Source organism: Phycicoccus sp. HDW14 (genome assembly GCF_011383005.1).
GTDB lineage: Bacteria > Actinomycetota > Actinomycetes > Actinomycetales > Dermatophilaceae > Phycicoccus.
In genome coordinates, this window is record NZ_CP049935.1 from 1,133,085 (window position 1) to 1,153,506 (window position 20,422).

At 72.4% G+C, this 20,422-nt stretch carries 17 protein-coding genes and 4 pseudogenes; 8 read left to right on the top strand and 13 right to left on the bottom strand.

All coding sequences use genetic code 11. The annotated features are described in order from the left end of the window. Window positions 1-29 precede the first annotated feature (29 nt). Window positions 30-2,816: pseudogene (acnA, locus tag G7075_RS05625) on the top strand (aconitate hydratase AcnA). A gap of 87 nt (window positions 2,817-2,903) precedes the next feature. On the opposite strand, the gene G7075_RS05630 reads toward acnA, so the two are convergent. The 6 genes and pseudogenes from G7075_RS05630 to G7075_RS22520 form a co-directional block, all read right to left on the bottom strand. Beyond that, window positions 2,904-3,839, bottom strand: a complete 936-nt coding sequence (locus G7075_RS05630) for a carbohydrate ABC transporter permease (RefSeq protein ID WP_240917911.1) — start codon at window positions 3,837-3,839, stop codon at window positions 2,904-2,906. Then, window positions 3,836-4,078: a hypothetical protein gene (locus tag G7075_RS22510; RefSeq protein ID WP_371814191.1), complete on the bottom strand. Its 243-nt coding sequence runs from the start codon at window positions 4,076-4,078 to the stop codon at window positions 3,836-3,838. Before G7075_RS22510 ends, G7075_RS05630 begins: the two co-directional genes overlap by 4 nt. Further along, the gene (locus tag G7075_RS05635; protein ID WP_371814192.1) at window positions 4,066-4,992 is read right to left on the bottom strand and encodes a carbohydrate ABC transporter permease; all 927 of its coding nucleotides are present in this window, start codon (window positions 4,990-4,992) and stop codon (window positions 4,066-4,068) included. Before G7075_RS05635 ends, G7075_RS22510 begins: the two co-directional genes overlap by 13 nt. Then, on the bottom strand, window positions 4,989-6,239 hold the full coding sequence (locus G7075_RS05640; protein ID WP_166119748.1) for an extracellular solute-binding protein: 1,251 nt from the start codon (window positions 6,237-6,239) through the stop codon (window positions 4,989-4,991). Before G7075_RS05640 ends, G7075_RS05635 begins: the two co-directional genes overlap by 4 nt. A 47-nt stretch (window positions 6,240-6,286) precedes the next feature. Further along, window positions 6,287-6,949, bottom strand: coding sequence for a substrate-binding domain-containing protein (locus G7075_RS22515; protein WP_371814193.1), 663 nt, complete (start codon window positions 6,947-6,949; stop codon window positions 6,287-6,289). Window positions 6,950-7,152: 203 nt separating this feature from the next. Next, window positions 7,153-7,419: pseudogene (locus tag G7075_RS22520) on the bottom strand (LacI family DNA-binding transcriptional regulator); the annotation flags it as partial. On the opposite strand from G7075_RS22520, the pseudogene G7075_RS22525 reads away from it, so the two are divergent. Both G7075_RS22525 and G7075_RS05660 read left to right on the top strand, forming a co-directional pair. Continuing rightward, a pseudogene (locus tag G7075_RS22525) lies at window positions 7,396-7,995 on the top strand (glycogen debranching N-terminal domain-containing protein); the annotation flags it as partial. The pseudogenes G7075_RS22520 and G7075_RS22525 sit on opposite strands and share 24 nt — an antisense overlap. A 799-nt stretch (window positions 7,996-8,794) precedes the next feature. Beyond that, entirely contained in the window at window positions 8,795-9,520 is a 726-nt protein-coding gene (locus G7075_RS05660) for an amylo-alpha-1,6-glucosidase (RefSeq protein WP_166119753.1), read from the top strand. A gap of 25 nt (window positions 9,521-9,545) precedes the next feature. Here the strand turns inward: G7075_RS05660 and G7075_RS05665 are convergent, their stop codons facing one another. Then, window positions 9,546-10,262, bottom strand: a complete 717-nt coding sequence (locus tag G7075_RS05665; protein ID WP_166119756.1) for a phosphoadenylyl-sulfate reductase — start codon at window positions 10,260-10,262, stop codon at window positions 9,546-9,548. Between the two features lie 94 nt (window positions 10,263-10,356). Next, window positions 10,357-11,963: pseudogene (locus G7075_RS05670) on the bottom strand (nitrite/sulfite reductase); the annotation flags it as partial. Window positions 11,964-12,089: 126 nt separating this feature from the next. Here G7075_RS05670 and G7075_RS05675 point away from each other — a divergent pair. Then, on the top strand, window positions 12,090-12,548 hold the full coding sequence (locus G7075_RS05675) for a hypothetical protein (protein ID WP_240917913.1): 459 nt from the start codon (window positions 12,090-12,092) through the stop codon (window positions 12,546-12,548). Between the two features lie 10 nt (window positions 12,549-12,558). On the opposite strand, the gene G7075_RS05680 is transcribed toward G7075_RS05675, so the two are convergent. Together G7075_RS05680 and G7075_RS05685 are read right to left on the bottom strand one after the other, a co-directional pair. Then, window positions 12,559-13,161 carry a DUF305 domain-containing protein gene (locus G7075_RS05680; RefSeq protein ID WP_166119759.1) on the bottom strand — a complete coding sequence of 201 codons (603 nt, stop codon included), beginning with the start codon at window positions 13,159-13,161 and terminating at the stop codon, window positions 12,559-12,561. Then, on the bottom strand, window positions 13,158-13,799 hold the full coding sequence (locus G7075_RS05685) for a DUF3105 domain-containing protein (protein ID WP_166119762.1): 642 nt from the start codon (window positions 13,797-13,799) through the stop codon (window positions 13,158-13,160). Before G7075_RS05685 ends, G7075_RS05680 begins: the two co-directional genes overlap by 4 nt. Before the next feature lie 210 nt (window positions 13,800-14,009). Between G7075_RS05685 and dxs the strand changes: the two genes are divergently transcribed. The 3 genes from dxs (at window position 14,010) to G7075_RS05700 (ending at window position 16,864) form a co-directional block, all read left to right on the top strand. After that, on the top strand, window positions 14,010-15,878 hold the full coding sequence (dxs, locus tag G7075_RS05690) for a 1-deoxy-D-xylulose-5-phosphate synthase (RefSeq protein ID WP_166119765.1): 1,869 nt from the start codon (window positions 14,010-14,012) through the stop codon (window positions 15,876-15,878). Between the two features lie 7 nt (window positions 15,879-15,885). Continuing rightward, entirely contained in the window at window positions 15,886-16,542 is a 657-nt protein-coding gene (locus G7075_RS05695) for a class I SAM-dependent methyltransferase (protein WP_305849809.1), read from the top strand. 145 nt (window positions 16,543-16,687) lie between these two features. Then, complete coding sequence (locus tag G7075_RS05700) at window positions 16,688-16,864, top strand: YegP family protein (protein WP_166119767.1); 177 nt, start codon at window positions 16,688-16,690, stop codon at window positions 16,862-16,864. A 97-nt stretch (window positions 16,865-16,961) separates the two neighbouring features. Here G7075_RS05700 and G7075_RS05705 read toward each other — a convergent pair whose 3' ends face one another. Both G7075_RS05705 and G7075_RS05710 read right to left on the bottom strand, forming a co-directional pair. Continuing rightward, on the bottom strand, window positions 16,962-18,509 hold the full coding sequence (locus G7075_RS05705; protein ID WP_240917914.1) for a long-chain fatty acid--CoA ligase: 1,548 nt from the start codon (window positions 18,507-18,509) through the stop codon (window positions 16,962-16,964). 18 nt (window positions 18,510-18,527) lie between these two features. Then, the gene (locus G7075_RS05710; protein ID WP_166119770.1) at window positions 18,528-19,319 is read right to left on the bottom strand and encodes an SDR family NAD(P)-dependent oxidoreductase; all 792 of its coding nucleotides are present in this window, start codon (window positions 19,317-19,319) and stop codon (window positions 18,528-18,530) included. Window positions 19,320-19,455: 136 nt separating this feature from the next. Here G7075_RS05710 and G7075_RS05715 point away from each other — a divergent pair, with 136 nt between their 5' ends. After that, window positions 19,456-20,055: a TetR/AcrR family transcriptional regulator gene (locus G7075_RS05715; RefSeq protein ID WP_166119772.1), complete on the top strand. Its 600-nt coding sequence runs from the start codon at window positions 19,456-19,458 to the stop codon at window positions 20,053-20,055. A 9-nt stretch (window positions 20,056-20,064) separates the two neighbouring features. Here the strand turns inward: G7075_RS05715 and G7075_RS05720 are convergent, their stop codons facing one another. Further along, a complete protein-coding gene (locus G7075_RS05720) occupies window positions 20,065-20,310 on the bottom strand; it encodes a hypothetical protein (RefSeq protein ID WP_166119775.1) in 246 nt (81 codons plus the stop codon). Window positions 20,311-20,422 lie beyond the last annotated feature (112 nt).

The following is a 20,422-nucleotide window of genomic DNA, read 5'->3' on the forward strand; positions in this document are numbered from 1 at the left end:
CGACGACGCAACGACCGAAGGGAGCCCCGGTGGCCAGCACGAACAGCTTCGACGCCCACGGCACGCTCGAGGTGGGTGAGGAGTCCTACAAGATCTACCGGCTGGCGTCGGTCGAGGGCAGCGAGACCCTCCCGTACAGCCTCAAGGTGCTCCTCGAGAACCTCCTGCGCACCGAGGACGGCGCCAACATCACCGCCGACCACATCCGCGCCGTCGGTGGGTGGGACGCGAACGCCCAGCCCGACACCGAGATCCAGTTCACGCCGGCGCGCGTCATCATGCAGGACTTCACCGGGGTGCCCTGTGTCGTCGACCTCGCGACGATGCGCGAGGCGGTCGCCGAGCTCGGGGGCGACGCGAGCCAGATCAACCCGCTCGCGCCCGCCGAGCTGGTCATCGACCACTCGGTGATCATCGACGTCTTCGGCCGCGCCGACGCCTTCGAGCGCAACGTCGCCATCGAGTACGAGCGCAACGAGGAGCGCTACAAGTTCCTCCGCTGGGGCCAGACCGCGTTCGACGACTTCAAGGTCGTCCCCCGGGCACGGGCATCGTGCACCAGGTCAACATCGAGCACCTCGCGCGCACCGTCATGGTCCGCGACGGCGTCGCCTACCCCGACACCTGCGTCGGCACCGACAGCCACACGACGATGGTCAACGGCCTCGGCGTCCTCGGCTGGGGCGTCGGCGGCATCGAGGCCGAGGCGGCCATGCTCGGCCAGCCCGTCTCGATGCTCATCCCGCGCGTCGTCGGCTTCAAGCTGTCCGGCGCCATCCCTCGGGCGCCACGGCCACCGACGTCGTGCTCACCATCACCGAGATGTTGCGCAAGCACGGCGTCGTCGGCAAGTTCGTCGAGTTCTACGGCGAGGGCGTCTCCGCGGTGCCGCTGGCCAACCGCGCCACCATCGGCAACATGAGCCCCGAGTTCGGCTCCACCTGTGCGATCTTCCCGATCGACGAGGTGACGCTCGAGTACCTGCGCCTCACCGGCCGCTCCGACGAGTCCGTCGCGCTCGTCGAGGCGTACGCCAAGGAGCAGGGCATGTGGCTCCAGGCCGGCCCGGACCAGCCCGAGGCCCGCTACAGCGAGTACCTCGAGCTCGACCTGTCGACCGTCGTGCCGTCCATCGCCGGCCCGAAGCGCCCGCAGGACCGCATCGTCCTCGCCGACGCCAAGGAGGCCTTCCGCAAGGTCCTCCCGACCTACGTGTCGCACCACGAGGGCGACGCCGGCGTGGCCTCCAGCTTCCCCGCGAGCGACCCCTCGCCGCAGGGCGCCACCGACGGCACCAACGGCGGCTCCAAGCCCGCCGACGAGGGCGACGGCAGCGGCCGCCCTCGCGCAAGGTCACCGTCACCACGCCCGAGGGCGCGTCCTTCGAGATCGACCACGGCATCGTCTCGATCGCCTCGATCACGTCGTGCACCAACACCTCGAACCCGTCGGTGATGATGGCCGCCGCGATGCTGGCCAAGAACGCCGTCGAGAAGGGCCTCACGGTCGCCCCGTGGGTCAAGACCTCGATGGCGCCGGGCTCCAAGGTCGTCACGGGCTACTACGAGAAGGCCGGCATGTGGCCCTACCTCGAGAAGCTCGGCTTCCACCTCGTCGGCTACGGCTGCACGACGTGCATCGGCAACTCGGGCCCGCTGAACGACGAGATCAGCAAGGCCATCAACGACAACGACCTCGCCGTCGTCTCGGTGCTCTCGGGCAACCGCAACTTCGAGGGCCGGATCAACCCCGACGTCAAGATGAACTACCTCGCCTCGCCGCCGCTCGTCATCGCGTACGCGCTCGCCGGGACGATGGACTTCGACTTCGAGACCCAGCCCCTCGGGCAGGACGAGTCCGGCGCCGACGTCTTCCTCAAGGACATCTGGCCCTCGCCGGCCGACGTCGAGCGGACCATCGCGAGCAGCATCAGCAAGGCGATGTTCACCGAGGACTACGCCGACGTCTTCGCCGGTGACGAGCGCTGGCAGTCGCTGCCCACGCCGGAGGGCAACACCTTCGACTGGGACGCCGACTCCACCTACGTGCGCAAGCCCCCGTACTTCGACGGCATGTCGATGGAGACCACGCCGGTCTCGGACATCAGCGGCGCGCGGGTGCTGGCCAAGCTCGGTGACTCGGTGACCACCGACCACATCAGCCCGGCCGGCTCGATCAAGGCCGACAGCCCGGCGGGCAAGTACCTGGCCGAGCACGGCGTGGACCGCAAGGACTTCAACTCCTACGGCTCGCGGCGCGGCAACCACGAGGTGATGATCCGCGGCACCTTCGCGAACATCCGCCTGAAGAACCTCCTGCTCGATGGTGTCGAGGGCGGCTTCACCCGCGACTTCACGAAGGGCGGCGAGCAGAGCACCATCTACGACGCCGCGCAGAGCTACGCCGCGGAGGGCACGCCGCTCGTCATCCTCTCGGGCAAGGAGTACGGCTCCGGGTCCTCGCGCGACTGGGCGGCCAAGGGCACGAGCCTGCTCGGCGTCAAGGCCGTCGTCGCCGAGTCCTACGAGCGCATCCACCGCTCGAACCTCATCGGCATGGGCGTCATCCCGCTGCAGTACCCGGAGGGCGAGACCGCCGACTCCCTCGGGCTCGACGGCACGGAGACGTTCTCCATCACCGGGATCGAGGCCCTCAACGAGGGCACGACGCCGAGGACCGTCAAGGTCGTCGCCACGAAGGACGGCGGTGCCGACGTCGAGTTCGACGCCGTCGTGCGCATCGACACCCCCGGCGAGGCCGACTACTACCGCAACGGCGGCATCCTCCAGTACGTGCTGCGCAGCCTCGTGCGCTGACGCGCCGACGAACGACGAGAACATGCCGTGGGCCCCTCGGGGCACACGGCATGTTCTCGTCTCTCGACGGGTGGATCGGGGGCGGGGTCAGCCCTTCTCGGCCCCGGCGTTCGCGCCCTGGGTGAAGTAGCGCTGGAAGACGACGAACACGATGGCCGTCGGGATGGTCATGAGCAGCGCCGCGGCCATCGAGATGGGGAACTGGTTGCCCGACCCCAGCCCGCCCGAGGTCAGCTGGGCCACCCCGCGCGTGAGCGTGAACAGCCGGGGGTCGTCGGTGGCGATGATGAAGTGCGCCAGCTCGTTCCACGACCCCTGGAAGGACAGGATCGTCAGGGTGATGACGGCCGGCCGGGCCATCGGCAGCACGATCGACCAGAAGATCCGGAAGGTGCCGGCGCCGTCGATGCGGGCCGCCTCCTCGACCGAGGGCGGGATCGACTCGAAGAACTGCTTCATGATGAACACTCCGGCGGCGTCGACGAGCAGGGGGACGACGAGCGCCGGGTAGGTGTTGTAGATCCCAAGGTAGTTGAGCACGAGGAACTTCGGGATGAGCAGCACGATGCCCGGCACCGCGAGCACCGCGAGGATCGCCGTGAACACCGCGTCGCGCCCACGGAACCTCAGCCGGGCCAGCGCGTACCCGGCGAGCGAGTTGAAGAAGACCCGCCCGAGGGTGACGCACACCGTGACGACCACCGAGTTCGTGAACCACAGGGGGAAGTCGGTGTCGGCGAGGCGCGCGAACGCGGCCGTCGTCCACGGGTCCGGGAGGACCGCGAGCGGGTGCGCCACGGCGTCGGCGTTGGTCTTGAGCGAGGTCGAGACCTGGACGACGAACGGGTAGATGTAGACGAGCGCGAACGCGACGAGCGCGAGGTAGACCAGGAGCTTCTTCCCGCGGCTGCTGCGGTGCACGACCGACCCGCCGTCGCCGGCCGGTCTCCCGGTCGGGTCGAGCCGCCGCATGTCCTTGACGGTCTGGGCCTGGGTCCGGGCGTCGATGCCGATCTCGCTCATGCCGCCACCGCCTTCTTCGCGGCGCGCTGCTGGGCCCGCTCGGCCTTCTTGCGGGCGGCCTCGTCCCTGTCGCGCAGCACGAACCGCTGGAACGAGGTGAGCACGAAGATCAGGACGAAGAGCAGGAAGGCCATCGCGGCGCCCTGGCCCCACTGCTGCTGGCTGAAGGCCGCCGTGTAGGACAGGTAGGCCGGGGTGAGGGTCGTCTTGGCCGGGCCGCCCTGGGTCATGACGTACATCTGGTCGAAGACCTGCCAGGTGCCGATGACCCCGAGCGTGACGACGAGCAGGACGGTCGGGCGCAGGTGGGGAGGGTGACGGCCCGGAAGCGCTGCCAGGCGTTGGCGCCGTCGACGAGGGCGGCCTCCTCGACCTCGGTCGGCAGGTCCTGGAGGGCCGCGAGGAACATGAGCATGAAGGTGCCCGCGGTGGTCCAGACGACCTGGAGCATGATCGCCGAGAGGGCGACCGACGGTCCGCTGAACCAGTCCCAGAGCGACAGGCTCATCACCTGCGTGCCGGCGAGACCGGACGGCGGGGCGTCGATGCTCCACAGCCCGAGGCCCTGCCCCACGAGGTGGATCAGGCCGCGCGGGTCGGAGAACCACGTCGGTCCGTCGACCCCGAAGACGCCGAGGAACTGGTTGACCGCGCCCGTCCCGGTGAAGAGGAAGAGGAAGACGAGCGAGATGGCGACCGAGGAGACGACCGACGGGAAGTAGAACGCCGTGCGGAAGAAGGTGCGGCCCTTGAGGAAGCGCTGGTTGACGATGACCGCCAGCCCCAGGGCCAGCACGGTCTGGAGCGGCACGACCCCGAGCACGTAGTAGAACGTGTTGCGCAGCGAGATCATGAAGTCCTGGCGCGACAGGCCGGGCTCGGTGAGCAGCGCCTGGTAGTTGTCGGCCCCGACGAAGCCGACCCGCGACGAGAACGGGCTCCCACGTCCGGTCCAGTCGGTGACGGACACCCACAGGGCCATGACGATGGGCACGACGAGGAAGAGCCCGAGCACGACGAGGGTCGGCGTGACGAAGAGCCAGCCGGCCCCGGACTGGCGCTGCCCGCCGCCGCGGCGGGGCCGCCGGGGGGACCGGCCGGAACCGGTCCCCGCGACGACGTCGCGCCCCTCGACGGTGTCGGCGGAGGTCACTTGCCGAGCGCCGCGCCGGCGTTGGTGTCGAAGCCGCCGAGGACCTGCGGGAGGTTGGCCCCGCCGAAGTTCTCGAGCTTGGAGTTGAGGTCGGCGACGACCTGCTCCATGCCGGGCGCGTTGATCGGGCCGTGGCCGTACTCGCCACCGGCGATGAACGGCGCGTCCTCCGGGAACTTCGTCTTGTACGCGTCGGCGGCCGACTGACGGCTCGGCATGACGCCGAACGCGTCGGCGAAGGACATCTGCTGCTCGACCGTGGTCAGCGACTTCACGAGGTCGACGGCCTGGGCCTGGGCCTTGGAGTCGGCGGCGACGCCCCAGCACTGGGTGAACTGGAGGGTGCCCTTGCCCTTCGGTCCGGCGGGCAGCTCGACGGTCTTGTACTTCAGGTCGGGGTAGTCGTTCTTGACGGCACCCTTGATCCAGTTGCCCTCGATGGTCATCGCGGCCTTCTTCGTGCCGAACGCCTCACCGCCCCAGCCGGAGTCGAGCTGGTTGGACATCTTGAAGTTGCCGGCCTTGACGTTGCGCTGCACGTACTCGAGGGCCTGGGTGACCTCGGGGGTGTTCGCGGAGGCGCCGGAGCCGTCGTCCTTGAGCCACCAGCCGCCGTTCTGGACGACAAAGGCCCCGAGCCGGTCGATGCCGACCCCGATGCCGAGACCGGCCTGGGTCTTGGTGGTCAGCTTCTTCGACACGGCCTCGAGCTGCTCCCACGTGGTCGGGACGTCGGCGTCGGTGAGGCCGGCCTTGGTCCACGCGTCGGTGTTGATCTCGAGGGCCAGGGTCGAGAAGTCCTTGGGCGCGCAGTACTGCTTGCCGTCGAACGTGAAGGTCTGGCGCAGCGGCTCGTAGAAGTCCGAGTTGTCCGAGAGCTGGTCGGCGTAGGCGAAGAGGCTGCCGTTCTTCGCGTAGTCCGCGAAGCGCGAGGCGTCGAGGTAGAAGACGTCGGCGGGCTTGCCGCTCGCGAACCCCTGGGCGAGCTGCTGGTTCATGTCGCTGGCCACCGTGACGGTGACCGTGTTGCCGCTCTTCTTGGCCCAGGCGTCGGCCGCGGCCTTGACGGCGTTGGTCTCGGCGTCACCCGAGGACGCGATGAGCATCTTGAGGTCGACCGGGCCGCTGGCCGACGCCGGCGCGCTCGAGCCCCCGTCCTCCTCGAAACCACCTCCACCGCAGGCGCTCAGGGCGAGTGCCCCCGCGAGGGTCAGGGCCAGGGTTGCGGATCGGGCGGTGCGGGTCATCGGTGACTCCTTCGTGGGGTGACTGGGCAGTCGTGACGGGCATCGGGTCAGGGGGAGGGGACGGTGCTGCGGTCGGCGCGGACGGCGGGGACGAGGAGGGAGCCGGAGGCCGGGGCGTCGTCGCCGCGCATCGCCGCCCGGACGAGGCGCAGCACCTCCTCGGCGACCGCCTCGTAGGGCTGGGCGACCGAGGTGAGGTGGTGCATCGCGGCGGTCTCGGACCCGTCGAAGCCGACGATGCCGAGGTCGCGGCCGGGCTCGAGCCCCGCCCGGACGCAGGCCTGGTGCACGCCGAGGGCGAGCACGTCGGACGCGCAGACCACCGCGTCGCCCCGCGAGAGGGAGGCGACGAGGGGGCGGCGACGGCGAGGGCGGCGTCGAGGTCCTGCACGGCCCGGCCGACCGGGCCCACGCCCGCCCCGGTCTCCGCGCACGCGGCCAGCCAGCCGGCGTGCCGGTCGTCGCCGACGACCGAGCCCTCGGGCCAGCCGACGAAGCCGATGGTGCCGTAGCCCTGCGCGACGCAGTGGCGGACGGCGGCCGTCGTGCCGGCCGCACCGTCGACGTCGACCCAGCGGGTGAAGGTGGGGTCGTCCCAGACCCGGCCGAACGAGGCGTACGGGATGCCCTGGGCCTCGAGCCACGGCGGGCGGGGGTCGCCGTGGTGGGTGTCGGCGAGCAGGAAGGCGTCGACGAGCCGACCGGCCCACATGGAGCGGTAACCCTCGAGCATCGGTGCGCCGGAGGCGGATCCGAAGGGCACGAGGTGGCAGCCGTATGTGGCCGCCCCGAGGCTCAGGGCGGTGAGCACCGGGGCCACGGTCGCGTTGTGCCGTCCGAGCGTGTGCATCTCGAACCCGATCGCGCCGGACCGCTGGCTGCGCAGCGACTGCGCCGAGGTGGAGGGGTGGTACCCCAGGTCGTCGATGGCCGCGCGGACCCGCTCGAGGGTGTCGGGGTGCACGCGCTCGGGGTTGTTCACCGCGTTGCTCACGGTCTGCCGGGAGACCCCGGCCATCCGGGCTACGTCGTGGATCGTCACCCGCGCGCCGTGCGCACCGTGCTGCGGCATCGGTCCTCCTCGACCGTCGGCCGGGCGGACCCGGCTCTGTGAACGTTCAAACCGTCGAGAACGGGGTGTGATTTGAACGATCAAATGGTTAGGGTCGTCACTGTGCATCCGTCGCCGCCGCCGTGTCAAGACCTCGCGCCCACCGACGAGCGCTCGCGCCAGCCGTGGCTGCACGAGCTCGAGGTGGCCGTCCGGGGGCCGGTGACCTCGCTCTCGGGTGCCGACGGTGACATCGACGCCACGCGTGCCGGCGGGGAGGCCACGGGGGTCCTCGTCGACGACCGGCGCGTCCTGCACCGCCTCACCGTGCGCCTCGACGGCCGGGCCGCCACCGGGGTCGCCGCCGCGAGCCGGGCCGGGGTCACCGAGACCGTGGGGGTCGCCCGCCACCTCGGGTCACCGGACCCCGACCCCACCGTCGAGGTGATGCGTCGCCGGGTGCTCGTCGACGGCGGCCTCGACGAGGTCGTCACCGTCCGCAACCGCTGGGACCGCGACGTCACGTGCCGGGTCGAGGTGGCCGTCGCCGGTGACGGTGCCGACCTCGCGGACATCAAGCACGGTGTGGCGCAACCGGTCCCGACCCCGGCATCGGTGGTCGACGACGGCCTCGTGTGGGTCGACGCGCGGCACCGCGTCCGGGTCGTCGCCGAGGGGGCCGAGGCGTCCGCGGCCGACGACGGGGGAGTGCTGGCCCGCGACGTCGTCGTCCCGGCGGCCGGCTCCGTCGAGCTGACCGTGCGGGTGCGCTGCGAGCGGGTCGCCGCGTCGGACTTCGACGCCGACGCGGGGGCCGACGCCGTCGACCTCGACCGGGTGGTCGTCACGGCCCAGGACTCCCGGCTCGACCGCACCGTCGGCACCGCGCTGGAGGACCTGCGCCACCTCACGATGCGCGACCCGCTGGCGCCGGGCGACGTCTTCGCCGCGGCCGGCACGCCGTGGTACCTCACCCTCTTCGGCCGCGACTCGCTGTGGGCCGCTCGCCTCGCCCTTCCCTTCGGCACCGACCTCGCGCGGGGCACGCTGCGCGCGCTGGCCCGGCGGCAGGGCACCGTCGACGACGTCGCGACCGCCCAGGCCCCCGGCAAGATCCCGCACGAGATCCGGCGCGGGGCGTTCGGCTCCAGCGGCGGGATGGTCCTGCCGAGCACCTACTACGGCACCGTCGACGCGACGCCCCTGTGGGTCTGCCTGCTCCACGACGCCTGGCGGTGGGGATGGACCCCGCCGTCGTCCGCGAGCTCGCACCGGCCCTGCGCGGCTGCCTCGGGTGGATGGAGCGCGCGGCCGGCGGCAGCCCCGACGGCCTGCTGCGCTACCTCGACGAGACCGGTACGGGGCTGGCCAACCAGGGCTGGAAGGACTCCGGCGACTCGATGCGCGACGCCTCCGGGCGCATCGCCGACGGACCGATCGCGCTCGTCGAGACCCAGGCCTACGCCGTCGAGGCGGCCCTCGGGCGGCGACGCTGCTCGAGGAGGTGCTCGGCGAGGACGGCAGGCGCTGGCGCGACTGGGCCACCGACCTGTCCCGGGCCGTGCGCGACCGCTTCTGGGTGCCCACCGACGGTGCCCCGCGCCTCGCGATGGCCCTCGACGGCGACGGCCGCCCGGTCGACGGCCTCGGCAGCAACATCGGGCACGCCCTCGGCACCGGGATGCTCGACGCGTCCCGCGAGGCGGTCGTCGCGGCGGCCCTCGCCGGCCCCGACCTGCTCGGCCCGCTCGGCATCAGCACGCTGTCGCGCTCGAACCCGGCGTTCAACCCGATCGGCTACCACACCGGCTCGGTGTGGACCCACGACACGGCGATCTGCGCGCTCGGCCTGGCCCACGTCGGCCGAGGGGACGCGGCGAGCGCGATCGTGCGTTCGCTCGTCGACGTCGCAGCCGCGAGCGACTACCGCTGGCCGGAGCTCTACGGAGCCGACCCCGTTCTCGGACAGCCGGTCCCGTACCCCGCGAGCTGCCGACCGCAGGCGTGGGCCGCCGCGTCGGCGGGCGCCATCGTCGAGGTGCTGCTCGGCGTGCGGCCGGATGCCCCGGGCGGCACGGTGCGGCTGTCGCCGCTCACGCCGTCACCCTTCGGTGCGCTGCGGGTCGAGGGGCTGCGTCTCGGCGCGTCGACGTGGTCGGTGTCGCTCGACGCCTCGGGCGACGTCCTCGACGTGGTCGCGCCGGAGGGAGTCGAGGTCGTCGTCGGCTGAGCCTGTGCCTGTGCCGACGTGCGGCTCACTCGTGGATGCCGCACTCCGTCTTCGACGTGCCCTGCCAGCGCCCCGACCGGGGGTCGGCTCCGGGCTCGACCCGGGCGGTGCACGGCTCGCACCCGATCGAGGGGTACTCGTCGGACAGCAACAGGTTGAGCGGCACCCGGTTCCGCATCGCGTACGACATCACGTCGTCGGCGCTCCACGCGGCGAAGGGATTGACCTTGACCATCTCGTTGGTCTCGTCGAAGGTGACGAGCGGGGTGTCGGCGCGGCGCTCGGACTCGTCGCGGCGCACACCCGACATCCAGCACTCGTAGTCGCCGAGGGCCTCGCGCAGCGGCTCGACCTTGCGCATCCGGCAGCAGGCCCCGGGGTCGCGGTCGTGCAACCGCGGACCGTACCGCTCGTCCTGCTCGGCGACCGAGAGCTTCGGGAGGATGCTGCGCACGGTGACGTCGAGCGAGAAGTCGACCTCGTCGCGCGCCCCGAGGGTCTCGGCGAAGTGGTAGCCGGTGTCGAGGAAGAGGACGTCGACTCCGGGCGCGTGCTGCGAGACCAGGTGCGGCAGAGCCGCGTTCTCCATGCTCGAGGCGACACCGAGGGTGCCGGGGAAGGTGCGCGCGGCCCAGGCGACGACCTCGTCGGCGGAGGCGTCGGCGAGCAGCCGGGCGCCCTCCTCGGCGAGGGCGCGCAGCTCGCCGGCGGAGCGCTTGCGGCGGGTGGTGACGGCGGTCATCGCAGCTCGTCCTCCTCGACGCGGTGGGCCCAGGTCGAGAACGACTCGCCCCCTCGCGCTGGTCGAGGAAGCGGCGCACGAGGCGCTCGACGAGATCGGGCAGCTCCTCGGCGGTGACCTTGAGCCCGCGCACGGTGCGGCCGAGGCCGGCCTCGTCGCGCTCGGGGGAGGCCAGCCCGCCGCCGAGGTGCACCTGGAAGCCGGGCTGCTGCTCGCCGTCGACGGTGACCAGCTGGCCCTTGAGCCCGATGTCGGCGACCTGGATGCGCGCGCAGGAGTTGGGGCAGCCGTTGACGTTGAGGGTGACCGGGGTGTCGAGCCGGTCGGTGACGTCGGCGAGGCGCTGCTCGAGCTCGGCGACGGCCGTGGCCGCGGTGGCCTTGGTCTCGACGATCGCCAGCTTGCAGTACTCGATGCCGGTGCAGGCCATCGTGTGGCGGCGGAACGGGCTGGGGGAGACCGAGAGACCCAGCTCCTCGAGCCCGGTGACGAACGCGTCGAGGGCGGCCGGCGGGACGTCGAGGACGACGAGCTTCTGGTGCGGGGTGAGCCGGACGCGGTCGGTGCCGGCGGTGGCCATCAGGTCGACGAGGCCGTGGAGCAGGTCGCCGCTGATCCGGCCGACGACGGGGGCGGCGCCGACGTAGTGGCTGCCGTCCTTCTGGAGGTGCACGCCGACGTGGTCGCCGGGGCCGGTGGCCCGGGCCGGTGGCGGGCCGTCGGGGAGGGCGCGGCCGAGGTACTCGGTCTCGAGCACCTGGCGGAACTTCTCGGGGCCCCACTCGGCGAGCAGGAACTTCAGCCGCGCCTTGGTGCGCAGCCGCCGGTAGCCGTAGTCGCGGAAGATGCGGATGACGCCGTGCCAGACCTCGGCGGCCTCCTCGGGCCGGACGAAGACGCCGACCCGCTCGGCGAGCCGGGGGCGGTGGACAGGCCGCCGCCGACCCAGAGGTCGTAGCCGGCGCCGAGCTCGGGGTGCACGACCCCGACGAGCGAGATGTCGTTGATCTCGTGGACGACGTCGAGGCTGGGGTGGCCGGTGATCGCCGACTTGAACTTGCGGGGGAGGTTGGCCAGCTCGGGGTCGCCGATGTGCAGCCGGGTGATCTCGTCGATGACCGGTGTGGGGTCGAGGATCTCGTCGGCGGCGATTCCGGCCAGGGGGCTGCCGAGGATGACGCGCGGGGTGTCGCCGCACGCCTCGGTGGTCTGCAGGCCGACGGACTCGAGGCGTCGCCAGATCTCGGGCACGTCCTCGACGCGGATCCAGTGGTACTGGATGTTCTGGCGGTCGCTGATGTCGGCGGTGCCGCGGGCGAACTCGGTGGAGAGCTCGGCCAGCACGCGCAGCTGGGCCAGGGTCAGGGCGCCGCCGTCGAGGCGGACCCGGAGCATGAAGTACTCGTCGGACAGCTCGGTGTCGTCGAGCTGGGCGGTGCGGCCGCCGTCGATGCCCGGCTTGCGCTGGGTGTACAGCCCCCACCAGCGGAACCGGCCGCTGAGGTCCTCGGGCGGGATGGAGGCGAAGCCCTCGCGCGAGTAGACCTGCTCGATCCGCTCGCGGACGTTCAGCCCGCCGTCCTGCTGCTTCCAGACCTCGTTGGCGTTGAGCGGCTCCCGGCCGTCGACGGACCACTGGCCGTTGGACCGGCCGGCGCGCGGGGGACGCAGGGCGCGGCCCGAGGCGTCGGTCGTCGTCATGTCAGGGGTCCTCGTTCGGGTCGGGGTTCGGCGGGCACATCGGTCAGGAGTTCATGCAATCTATAACGCCCGGTTATTCCCCGGTGCCGGGTCCACGATGCGGTCCGAGGGCCTATCATCGAACACGTGTTCGATGATGCGGGGGCCGGTGGCGGGCCACCGCTCCGCGCGCCGACCCCCGCCGCACCGGCCCGGCGCCGGTCCGGGGCCGGGGCCACGGGCGCCGGCGGGCCACCCGGCTGGCCGCAGGGCGTGCCGCCGCCGGGCACCCGCGGGTGGGAGCACCGGGCGGTGGCCTGGCTGCTCGACCACTGCCCGCCCGACTACCGGCTCTACCCGTCGTGGCGGCGCCACCCGGTCGCGCTCGGCTGGCTCGCGGTGCGCCACCTCGACGCCCAGCTCGAGGCGATGCGCTCCTCCTACCGCGAGGTGCGGGTGGCCCTCGTCGACGACATCGGGCCCGAGGGGGTCACCCAGGTGCTCGCCGACCTCGAGTGCGAGGGCGTGCGCCTCGTGGCCGCGCGCCGGGCCGCCGGGCTGCTCCACGACGCCCTGCGCGGCCTCGAGTTCGTCCCGCGGCTCTGAGCGCCCCACGTCAGGACCGCTCGCGGAGCATCCCCTCCATGAGGGTGATCTCGACGGCCTGGGCCCGGCTGATCGCCCGGGCCAGGGTGCGCACCTCGTCGGTGCGGGCATCGGCGAGGGCCGCGTCGGCCATCTCCACCCCGCCACGGTGGTGGGCGATCATCAGCCGCAGGAAGATCCGGTCGGCCTCGACCCCCCGGGCCGCCCGCAGCTCGGCCAGCTGGTCGGCGGTCGCCATCCCCGGCATCGGCTGCCCCTCGGCGCCGTGCAGCGCGTGCTCGCCGCCGACCCAGGCCATCGGTGCGCGCTCGCCGGTCTGCGGCAGGCCCCACTGCACGAGCCAGCCGTACATCTGCCCGGCCTGCTGCTGCTGGCTCGTGATGATGTCGAAGGCCAGGCTGCGCACGGCCTCGTCGCTCGTGCGGTCGCGCGCGAGGAAGGCCATCTCGACGGCCTGCTGGTGGTGGGTCTGCATGTCGCGGGCGAACCCCGCGTCGGCCCCGAACTCGGTGACCCGGCCGGAGTCGGTCGCGCGCTGGACCAGGAGCGTGGCGCCGACGCCGACGAGGAGGGCGAGGACGGTGGCCAGCGCCACGGCGCCGCGGCGGCTCACGAGCTGGGCTGGGCGCTCGACGACGGCGTCGGGTAGGTCCCCTCGGTGCCGTCGCTGCCGCCGGTGCAGGCCGCGCCCGGCTCGGGTGTCTTCGGGCCCTGCCGGTACTCGCGGACGAACTCGGCCAGGCGCGGGTCGTCGACGCCGTTCAGCCGGACCTGGGTGGCCCACGACGAGGCGACCACCGGGGCCGGCAGGCCCTCGTAGGGCGAGACGAGGACGTAGGTGTCGGGCAGCGACTCGACGAGCGTCTTCACCTGGGCGGCCGGCAGGTCGGGACGGTAGGTGACCCAGACGGCGCCGTGCTCGAGCGAGTGCACCGCCAGCTCGTTCTTCACCGGCTGGTCGTAGACACCGCAGTTCAGCCAGATCGGGTTGTGGTCGCCGCCGACCGGCGGGGTCTCGGCGTAGTCGACCGGGGTCGTCACGTGCGACGAGGTGATGCCCTCGAAGTTGCGCACGGCGTCGAGCGAGGGCCGGTTCGAGGTGTCCCGCCAGATCACCACACCGACCACGCCGACGAGCACGAGCACGAGGGCCGACACGCCGCCGACGAGGAGGATCCGGCTGCGCCGCTCCTTGGCCCGCTGGGCCTTCTGCACCTCGGCGAGGGCGCGGGCGCGGGACGACGACGGCACAGTGGACCTCCGGTGTGGGGCCCGGGCAGGGATCCGGGCTTCGCCCTCCCCAGCGTCCGGAACGGCGCGGGAGTTCCCGCCTCCCGTCGGTCGCCTGCACGGGTCGTGGAGGTTCCCGGGAGATGACCGCCGCGGTGCGGGTGGGCGCGCGACCAGCGCCTAGACTCGTGGGGTTCGACCGGACCCGACAGCGACGAGGAGGTAGGCGCGGTGAGCCTGCTGCAACGGATCGGCGGTCCGCGCGACCTCAAGGCACTCCCGGCGGCCGAGCTGCCCGCGCTCGGCGAGGAGATCCGCGGGTTCCTCGTCGACCAGGTCGCCCGCACCGGTGGCCACCTCGGCCCCAACCTCGGGGTCGTCGAGCTGACCATCGCCCTGCACCGGGTCTTCGACAGCCCCACCGACGCGATCGTCTTCGACACCGGGCACCAGTCCTACGTGCACAAGCTGCTCACCGGGCGGCACGACTTCTCGGCGCTGCGCAAGGAGGGCGGCCTCTCCGGCTACCCCAGCCGCGCCGAGTCCGAGCACGACGTCGTCGAGAACTCGCACGCCTCGACCTCGCTGTCCTGGGCGCACGGCATCGCCGCCGGCCGGGTGGTCCGTGGCGAGCGCAACCGGCACACCGTGGCGGTCATCGGCGACGGCGCCCTCACCGGGGGGATGGCCTGGGAGGCGCTGAACAACATCGCCGCCGAGACCGACCTGCCGCTCGTCCTCGTCGTCAACGACAACGAGCGCTCCTACGCCCCCACCCGCGGCGGTCTCGCCGACCACCTCGCGACGCTGCGCACCACCCGCGGCTACGAGCGCTTCCTCGACTGGGGCAAGCGCAACGTCTCGCGCACGCCGGTCGTCGGCGGCGCGATGTACGAGACGCTGCACGGCGTCAAGAAGGGCATCAAGGACATCGTCGCCCCGCAGGGGATGTTCGAGGACCTGGGCCTCAAGTACATCGGCCCGGTCGACGGCCACGACGAGCCGGCCCTCGAGGCCGCGTTGCGCAAGGCCCGCGCGTTCGGCGGCCCGGTGCTCGTGCACGTCATCACCCAGAAGGGCCGCGGCTACGACCCGGCCATCACCGACGAGGCCGACCAGTTCCACGCCGTCGGCGTCATCAACCCCGAGACCGGCCTGCCCCTCGAGATCGCCGGCCGCAGCTGGACCGACGAGTTCGCCGACACGATGGTCGAGCTGGGGGAGGAGCGCGACGACGTCGTGGCCATCACCGCGGCGATGATGATGCCCGTCGGCCTCCAGCCGTTCGGCGAGCGCTTCCCCGAGCGCACCTTCGACGTCGGCATCGCCGAGCAGCACGCACTGACCATGGCTGCGGGACTGGCCTTCTCGGGTCTGCACCCGGTCGTCGCCGTCTACGCCACCTTCCTCAACCGCGCCTTCGACCAGCTGCTCATGGACTGCGCCCTGCACAAGGCCGGCGTCACCGTCGTCCTCGACCGCTCGGGCGTCACCGGGCCCGACGGCGCCTCGCACCACGGCATGTGGGACATGACCATCTCGGGAGTCGTCCCGGGGCTGCACCTCGCGGCGCCGCGCGACGGCCAGCAGGTGGCGGCTGCCGTGCGGGCGGCCGTCGAGATCTCCGATGCGCCGTCGGTCGTCCGGTTCCCCAAGGGCACCGTCGCCGACCCGATCGAGGCCGTGCGCACCGTCGGCGGCGTCGACGTGCTCGTCGAGCCCGACGAGGGTGACGTCGACGTGCTGCTCGTCGGGGTCGGGTCGATGGCCGCCACGGCGCTGACCGCTGCCGAGAAGCTCGCCGCCGAGGGCCACCGGGTGCGGGTCGTCGACCCCGTCTGGGCGCTTCCGGTGCCCGACGCGGTCGTCACGCTGGCCCGCTCGGCCGGCCGGGTGGCCGTCGTCGAGGACAACGTCGTGGTCGGGGGCATCGGCTCGCAGGTCGCGCAGGCGCTGCGCGAGGCGGACCTCGACGTGGCCGTCGACACCTTCGGCATCCCGCGCCGCTTCCTCGACCACGCCTCGCGGGGGCAGGTCCTCGACGCCGTCGGGCTCACCCCCGACGCCGTCGCCACCGCCCTGCGCGCCCGCCTCGGCTGAGCCGGCCGTGGGCGTGCCCGGCGGCAGCCGCGACGAGGTCCGCACCGCCTACGACGCCATCGCCGAGGACTATGCGGCGGCCTTCCCGGGCACCGAGCCCGAGGCCCCGCTCGACCTCGCGATGGTCGAGCACCTCGTCCGCGTCGTCCACGAGGGCGGGAGTGCCCGCGTGCTCGACGCCGGGTGCGGCACCGGCCGGATGGGCCGCTTCCTCGCCGACCGCGGCTGCTCGGTGGTCGGCGTCGACCTCTCACCCGGGATGCTCGCGATGGCCCGGCGCGACCACCCCGACCTCGACGTGCGCGAGGCGTCGGTCACGGAGCTGCCCTTCGAGAACGGCTCGTTCGACGGAGTCCTGTTCTGGTACAGCCTGATCCACCTGCCCGATGACGACGCAGCCGTCGCGCTGGCCGAGGCCGCGCGGGTGCTCCGGCCGGGTGGGTACGTGCTCGTGGGGTCGCAGAAGGGCGAGGGGACGGTCGACGTCGGCGCGCGCCTGCGCGAGCGCGGCCACGACGTCGCGCTCACCCGGTGGCACCGTGGCCCGCGCGAGCTCATCGGCCTCCTGCGCGGCGCCGGGCTCGAACGGGTGGCTCGGCTGGTCCGTGAGCCGATCGGGCGGGAGCGCGAGGGCCAGGTCTTCGTCCTCGCCCGCCGTCCCTGACCTCACGGGCCGCCCGTCCTGTGTATCAGCCGTGCGTTCGGGCTCTCCTCAGGACGACGGCGGACCTCTGTCGTCACCCACGAGACCAGTGGGCGTCCCATCGCCGCGACCATCCTGGACGGGGCGCCAGCAGAAGGAGACCGACATGGCCGGCACGTTCGTCCTGAAGAGAAGCGGGACCCAGTTCATGTTCAACCTCAAGGCCGGCAACGGCGAGATCATCGCCACGAGCGAGCGCTACACGAGCAAGCAGAAAGCGCTCGCCGGGATCGAGTCCGTGAAGTCGAACGCCCCGGGCGCCTCGACCGACGACCAGACCTGACGCCGGGACCTCGACCTCCGGGGCGCTCCCTCCCCACGGGAGCGCCCCCACCGGTCGGGCCTCCGCAGCCTGCGCATCGAGCTTCTCGGCCTCGAGCTCAGCCCTCGGCACGTAGCCGGGACTTGATGTCGGTCTTGAGGACCTTGCCGACGGTCGAGCGCGGGAGGTCGGGCCAGACCTCGACCTGCTTGGGCGCCTTGACCGAGCCGATTCGCTCCTTGACGAACGCGACCACATCGGCCGGGTCGGGGGAGTGTCCTGCGAGCGGCTGGACGACGGCCACGACCCGCTCGCCCCAGTGGTCGTCGGGCAGGCCGATGACGGCACAGTCCTGGACGTCGGGATGGGCCAGGAGGGCCTGCTCGACCTCCGTGGAGTACACGTTGAAGCCGCCGCTGATGATCATGTCCTTGGCCCGGTCGACGATGAACAGGTACCCGTCCTCGTCGAGGTAGCCGATGTCGCCGGTGTGGTGCCAGCCGTGGGCCGACGCCTCGGCCGTGGCCTCGGGGTTCTTGTGGTACCCCGGCGTGACGAGCGAGCCGCGCACGACGATCTCACCCCGCTCGCCCTGCGGCAGAAGGGTTCCCATCGGATCCATGACCGCCACGGTGACGAGTGGGGTGGGCCGCCCGGCGGACGCGAGCCGCCCGCGTGCCACCTCGCCGTCGGCCGTGAAGTGCTGGCGCGGCGACAGCGTCGAGATCATCATCGGCGCCTCGGTCTGCCCGAACAGCTGGCCCATGACCGGCCCGATCCGGGTCAGCGCCTCCTCGAGCCGGGACACCGACATCGGGGCCGCGCCGTACCAGAAGCACTGCAGCGACGAGAGGTCCGTCGTGTCGAGGGCCGGGTGCCCGAGGACCGCGTAGATGACGGTCGGCGGCAGGAAGGTGTGCGTGACCCGGTGCTCCTCGATGAGCCCGACGAACCGGCCGACGTCGGGGGAGCGCATGACGACCACCTCCCCACCGAGGCTCATCACCGGGAAGCAGAGCACCCCGGCGGCGTGCGTCAGCGGCGCCAGGGCCAGGTACACCGGCCGGCCGTCCTCGGGGAACGGGTAGCTCATGAGCGTCAGCGCGGTCATCGTCTCGAGGTTGGTCCCGGTGAGCACCACTCCCTTGGGGCGCCCGGTCGTCCCGCCGGTGCCGACGATCATCGCGACGTCGTCGACGGCGGGCCGGTCGACGACCTCGTCGGGGCCGGCCGCGAGGAACGCGTCGAAGCCCAGTGCGCCCTCGACCTCACCGTCGAGGCAGACCCACGTCCGGACCAGCGGCAGGTCGTCGCGGATCTGCTCGACCAGCGGGGCGAACCCCGACTGGAAGATGACGAGCGTGCAGTCGAACAGCTCGAGGAGCTCGCGGTTCTCCGCGGCGACGTTGCGAGGGTTGACCGGGCACCACACCGCACCCGCCCGGCTGATGCCGAAGACGCACGAGAAGGCGACCGGGTCGTTGGCCGAGATGATCGCCACCGAGTCGCCGGGCCGCACGGCGTGCGCGGCGAGCGCCGCCGCCACCCGGAAGGACAGCTCGCGCACCTGCCCGTAGGACCGCGACGAGCCGTCGGTCGTCAGGCACGGCGCATCGACCCCGAGCGAGGCGCCCTTGTCGAGGTGGTCGACCAGCCGCATCCCCATGGGGTCAGCGAACCCGGCTCACATGCCCATGCCGCCGTCGACCGGGAGGCCGGCGCCGGTGATGAACTTCGCCGCGTCCGAGGACAGGAAGACGACGGCGTCGGCCATGTCGTCGACCTGGCCGAGCCGGCCCGAGGGGGTCAGCTCGATGACGGCACCGACGGCGGCCTCCGGCGAGGGGAAGAGGCCGATCTCGGCGACGTCGTTGGCCAGGCCGGCGCCCATGGCCGTCGGGACGAGCCCCGGGTAGACGCAGTTGACGCGCACGCCGTAGCCGAGCTTGCCCGACTCGGTGGCCGCCACCCGGGTGAGCCGGTCGACGGCGGACTTCGTGGCGGAGTACACCGCGATGCCGGGGAAGGCGATGGTCGCGGCGACCGAGGCGATGCTCGTGATGGCGCCGCCCTTGCCGGCCGCGCCGCCCGGCCGCATCGCGCGCAGGCCGTGCTTGAGCCCGAGCGTGGTGCCGAGCACGTTGACCTCGAGCATCCGGCGGACGTCGTCGGCCTCGACCTCGGTGATCAGGCTCGTGATCTCGATGCCGGCGTTGTTGACGAGGATGTCGAAGCCGCCGAGCCGCTCGACGATGGCGGCCACGGCGGCCTCCCACGAGGCGTCGTCGGTGACGTCGAGGTGGACGAAGCCGTGGCCGTCGCCGAGGGCGGCGGCGGTCTGCTCGCCGGAGTCCTGGACGTCACCGATCATCACGCGCGCACCGGCCGCGGCCAGCGCCTGCGCCATCCCCTCCCCGAGCCCCTGGGCTCCTCCGGTGACGAGGGCGGTGCGTCCGGACAGGTCGTACGACGTCATGGGCTCGGCTCCTTTGCCTGTGCTCCCGGGTGGGTGGCAGCAGCCTCCACCAGAGTCTTGACACTCGTCAAGACTTCGGCCGCCACCGGCCCTACGATGGCCCCGTGACCCCACCCGGCAGGACGCCCCGCCGCGCGTGGCCCGAGACGCCCGCACCCGTGAGGCGCGCCGCGACGCCCTCGCCGAGTCGGCGCTCACCACCCTCGGCACCCTCGGGTACGCCCGCACCTCGCTGCGCGAGATCGCCGCCAACTCGGAGTTCAGCCACGGCGTCGTCCACTACTACTTCCGGGACAAGACCGAGCTCATCACCTACTGCGTGCGGTACTACAAGGCCCGGTGCGTCCACCGCTACGACGCGGTCGTCGATGACTCCCGGACCGCCGACGGGCTGCTGGCGGCGTTCGCGGACAAGCTCGTCGAGACTCTCGTCGACGAGGCACCGATGCACCGGCTCTGGTACGACCTGCGCACGACGAGCATGTTCGAGGAGGCCCTGCGCGCCGACGTCGTGGCCATCGACGCGAGCCTGCAGGACATGGTGTGGCGGGTCGTCTCGCGCTACGCCGAGCTGGCCGGGCGAGAACTCGTCGTCAGCCCGGGCGTCGCCTACGCGATGCTCGACGGCGTCTTCGAGCGCGCCCTGCTGCGCCACCTGGCGGGGGAGGCCGGCGCCCTCGACGAGCTGCGTGGCGCGGTGCTCGGCGCCCTCCCGCTGCTGCTGCACGCGGGCTGAGGGCGGAGCTCAGCCGGCGGCGCTGCGGGGGTGGCGCGTGACGTCGTAGCCGTCGGCCAGACCGCTGACGAGCACCTCGACGAGGGCGGGGACGTCGTCGGGGTCGACCCGCACGGTGGAGACGCAGACGTTGTCGCGCCAGACCGACAGGACGAGCACGCCCGCCTCGTGGTGCCAGGTGGCGCGCAGCGCACGGCCCTCGCCGCGGGTGTCGGGGACGACCCCGGTGCGAGCCGGTCCCGGCGCGCGCTCCATCCACCGATTGTGCGCCGGCAGCGACTCGCCTGTCCACGGTTCGTGCCGACGGACAGGCAGAGAGCCCGCAGCGGTGCGTCACGTGGAGGCCGGTGGCGCCTCTGCCTGTCGG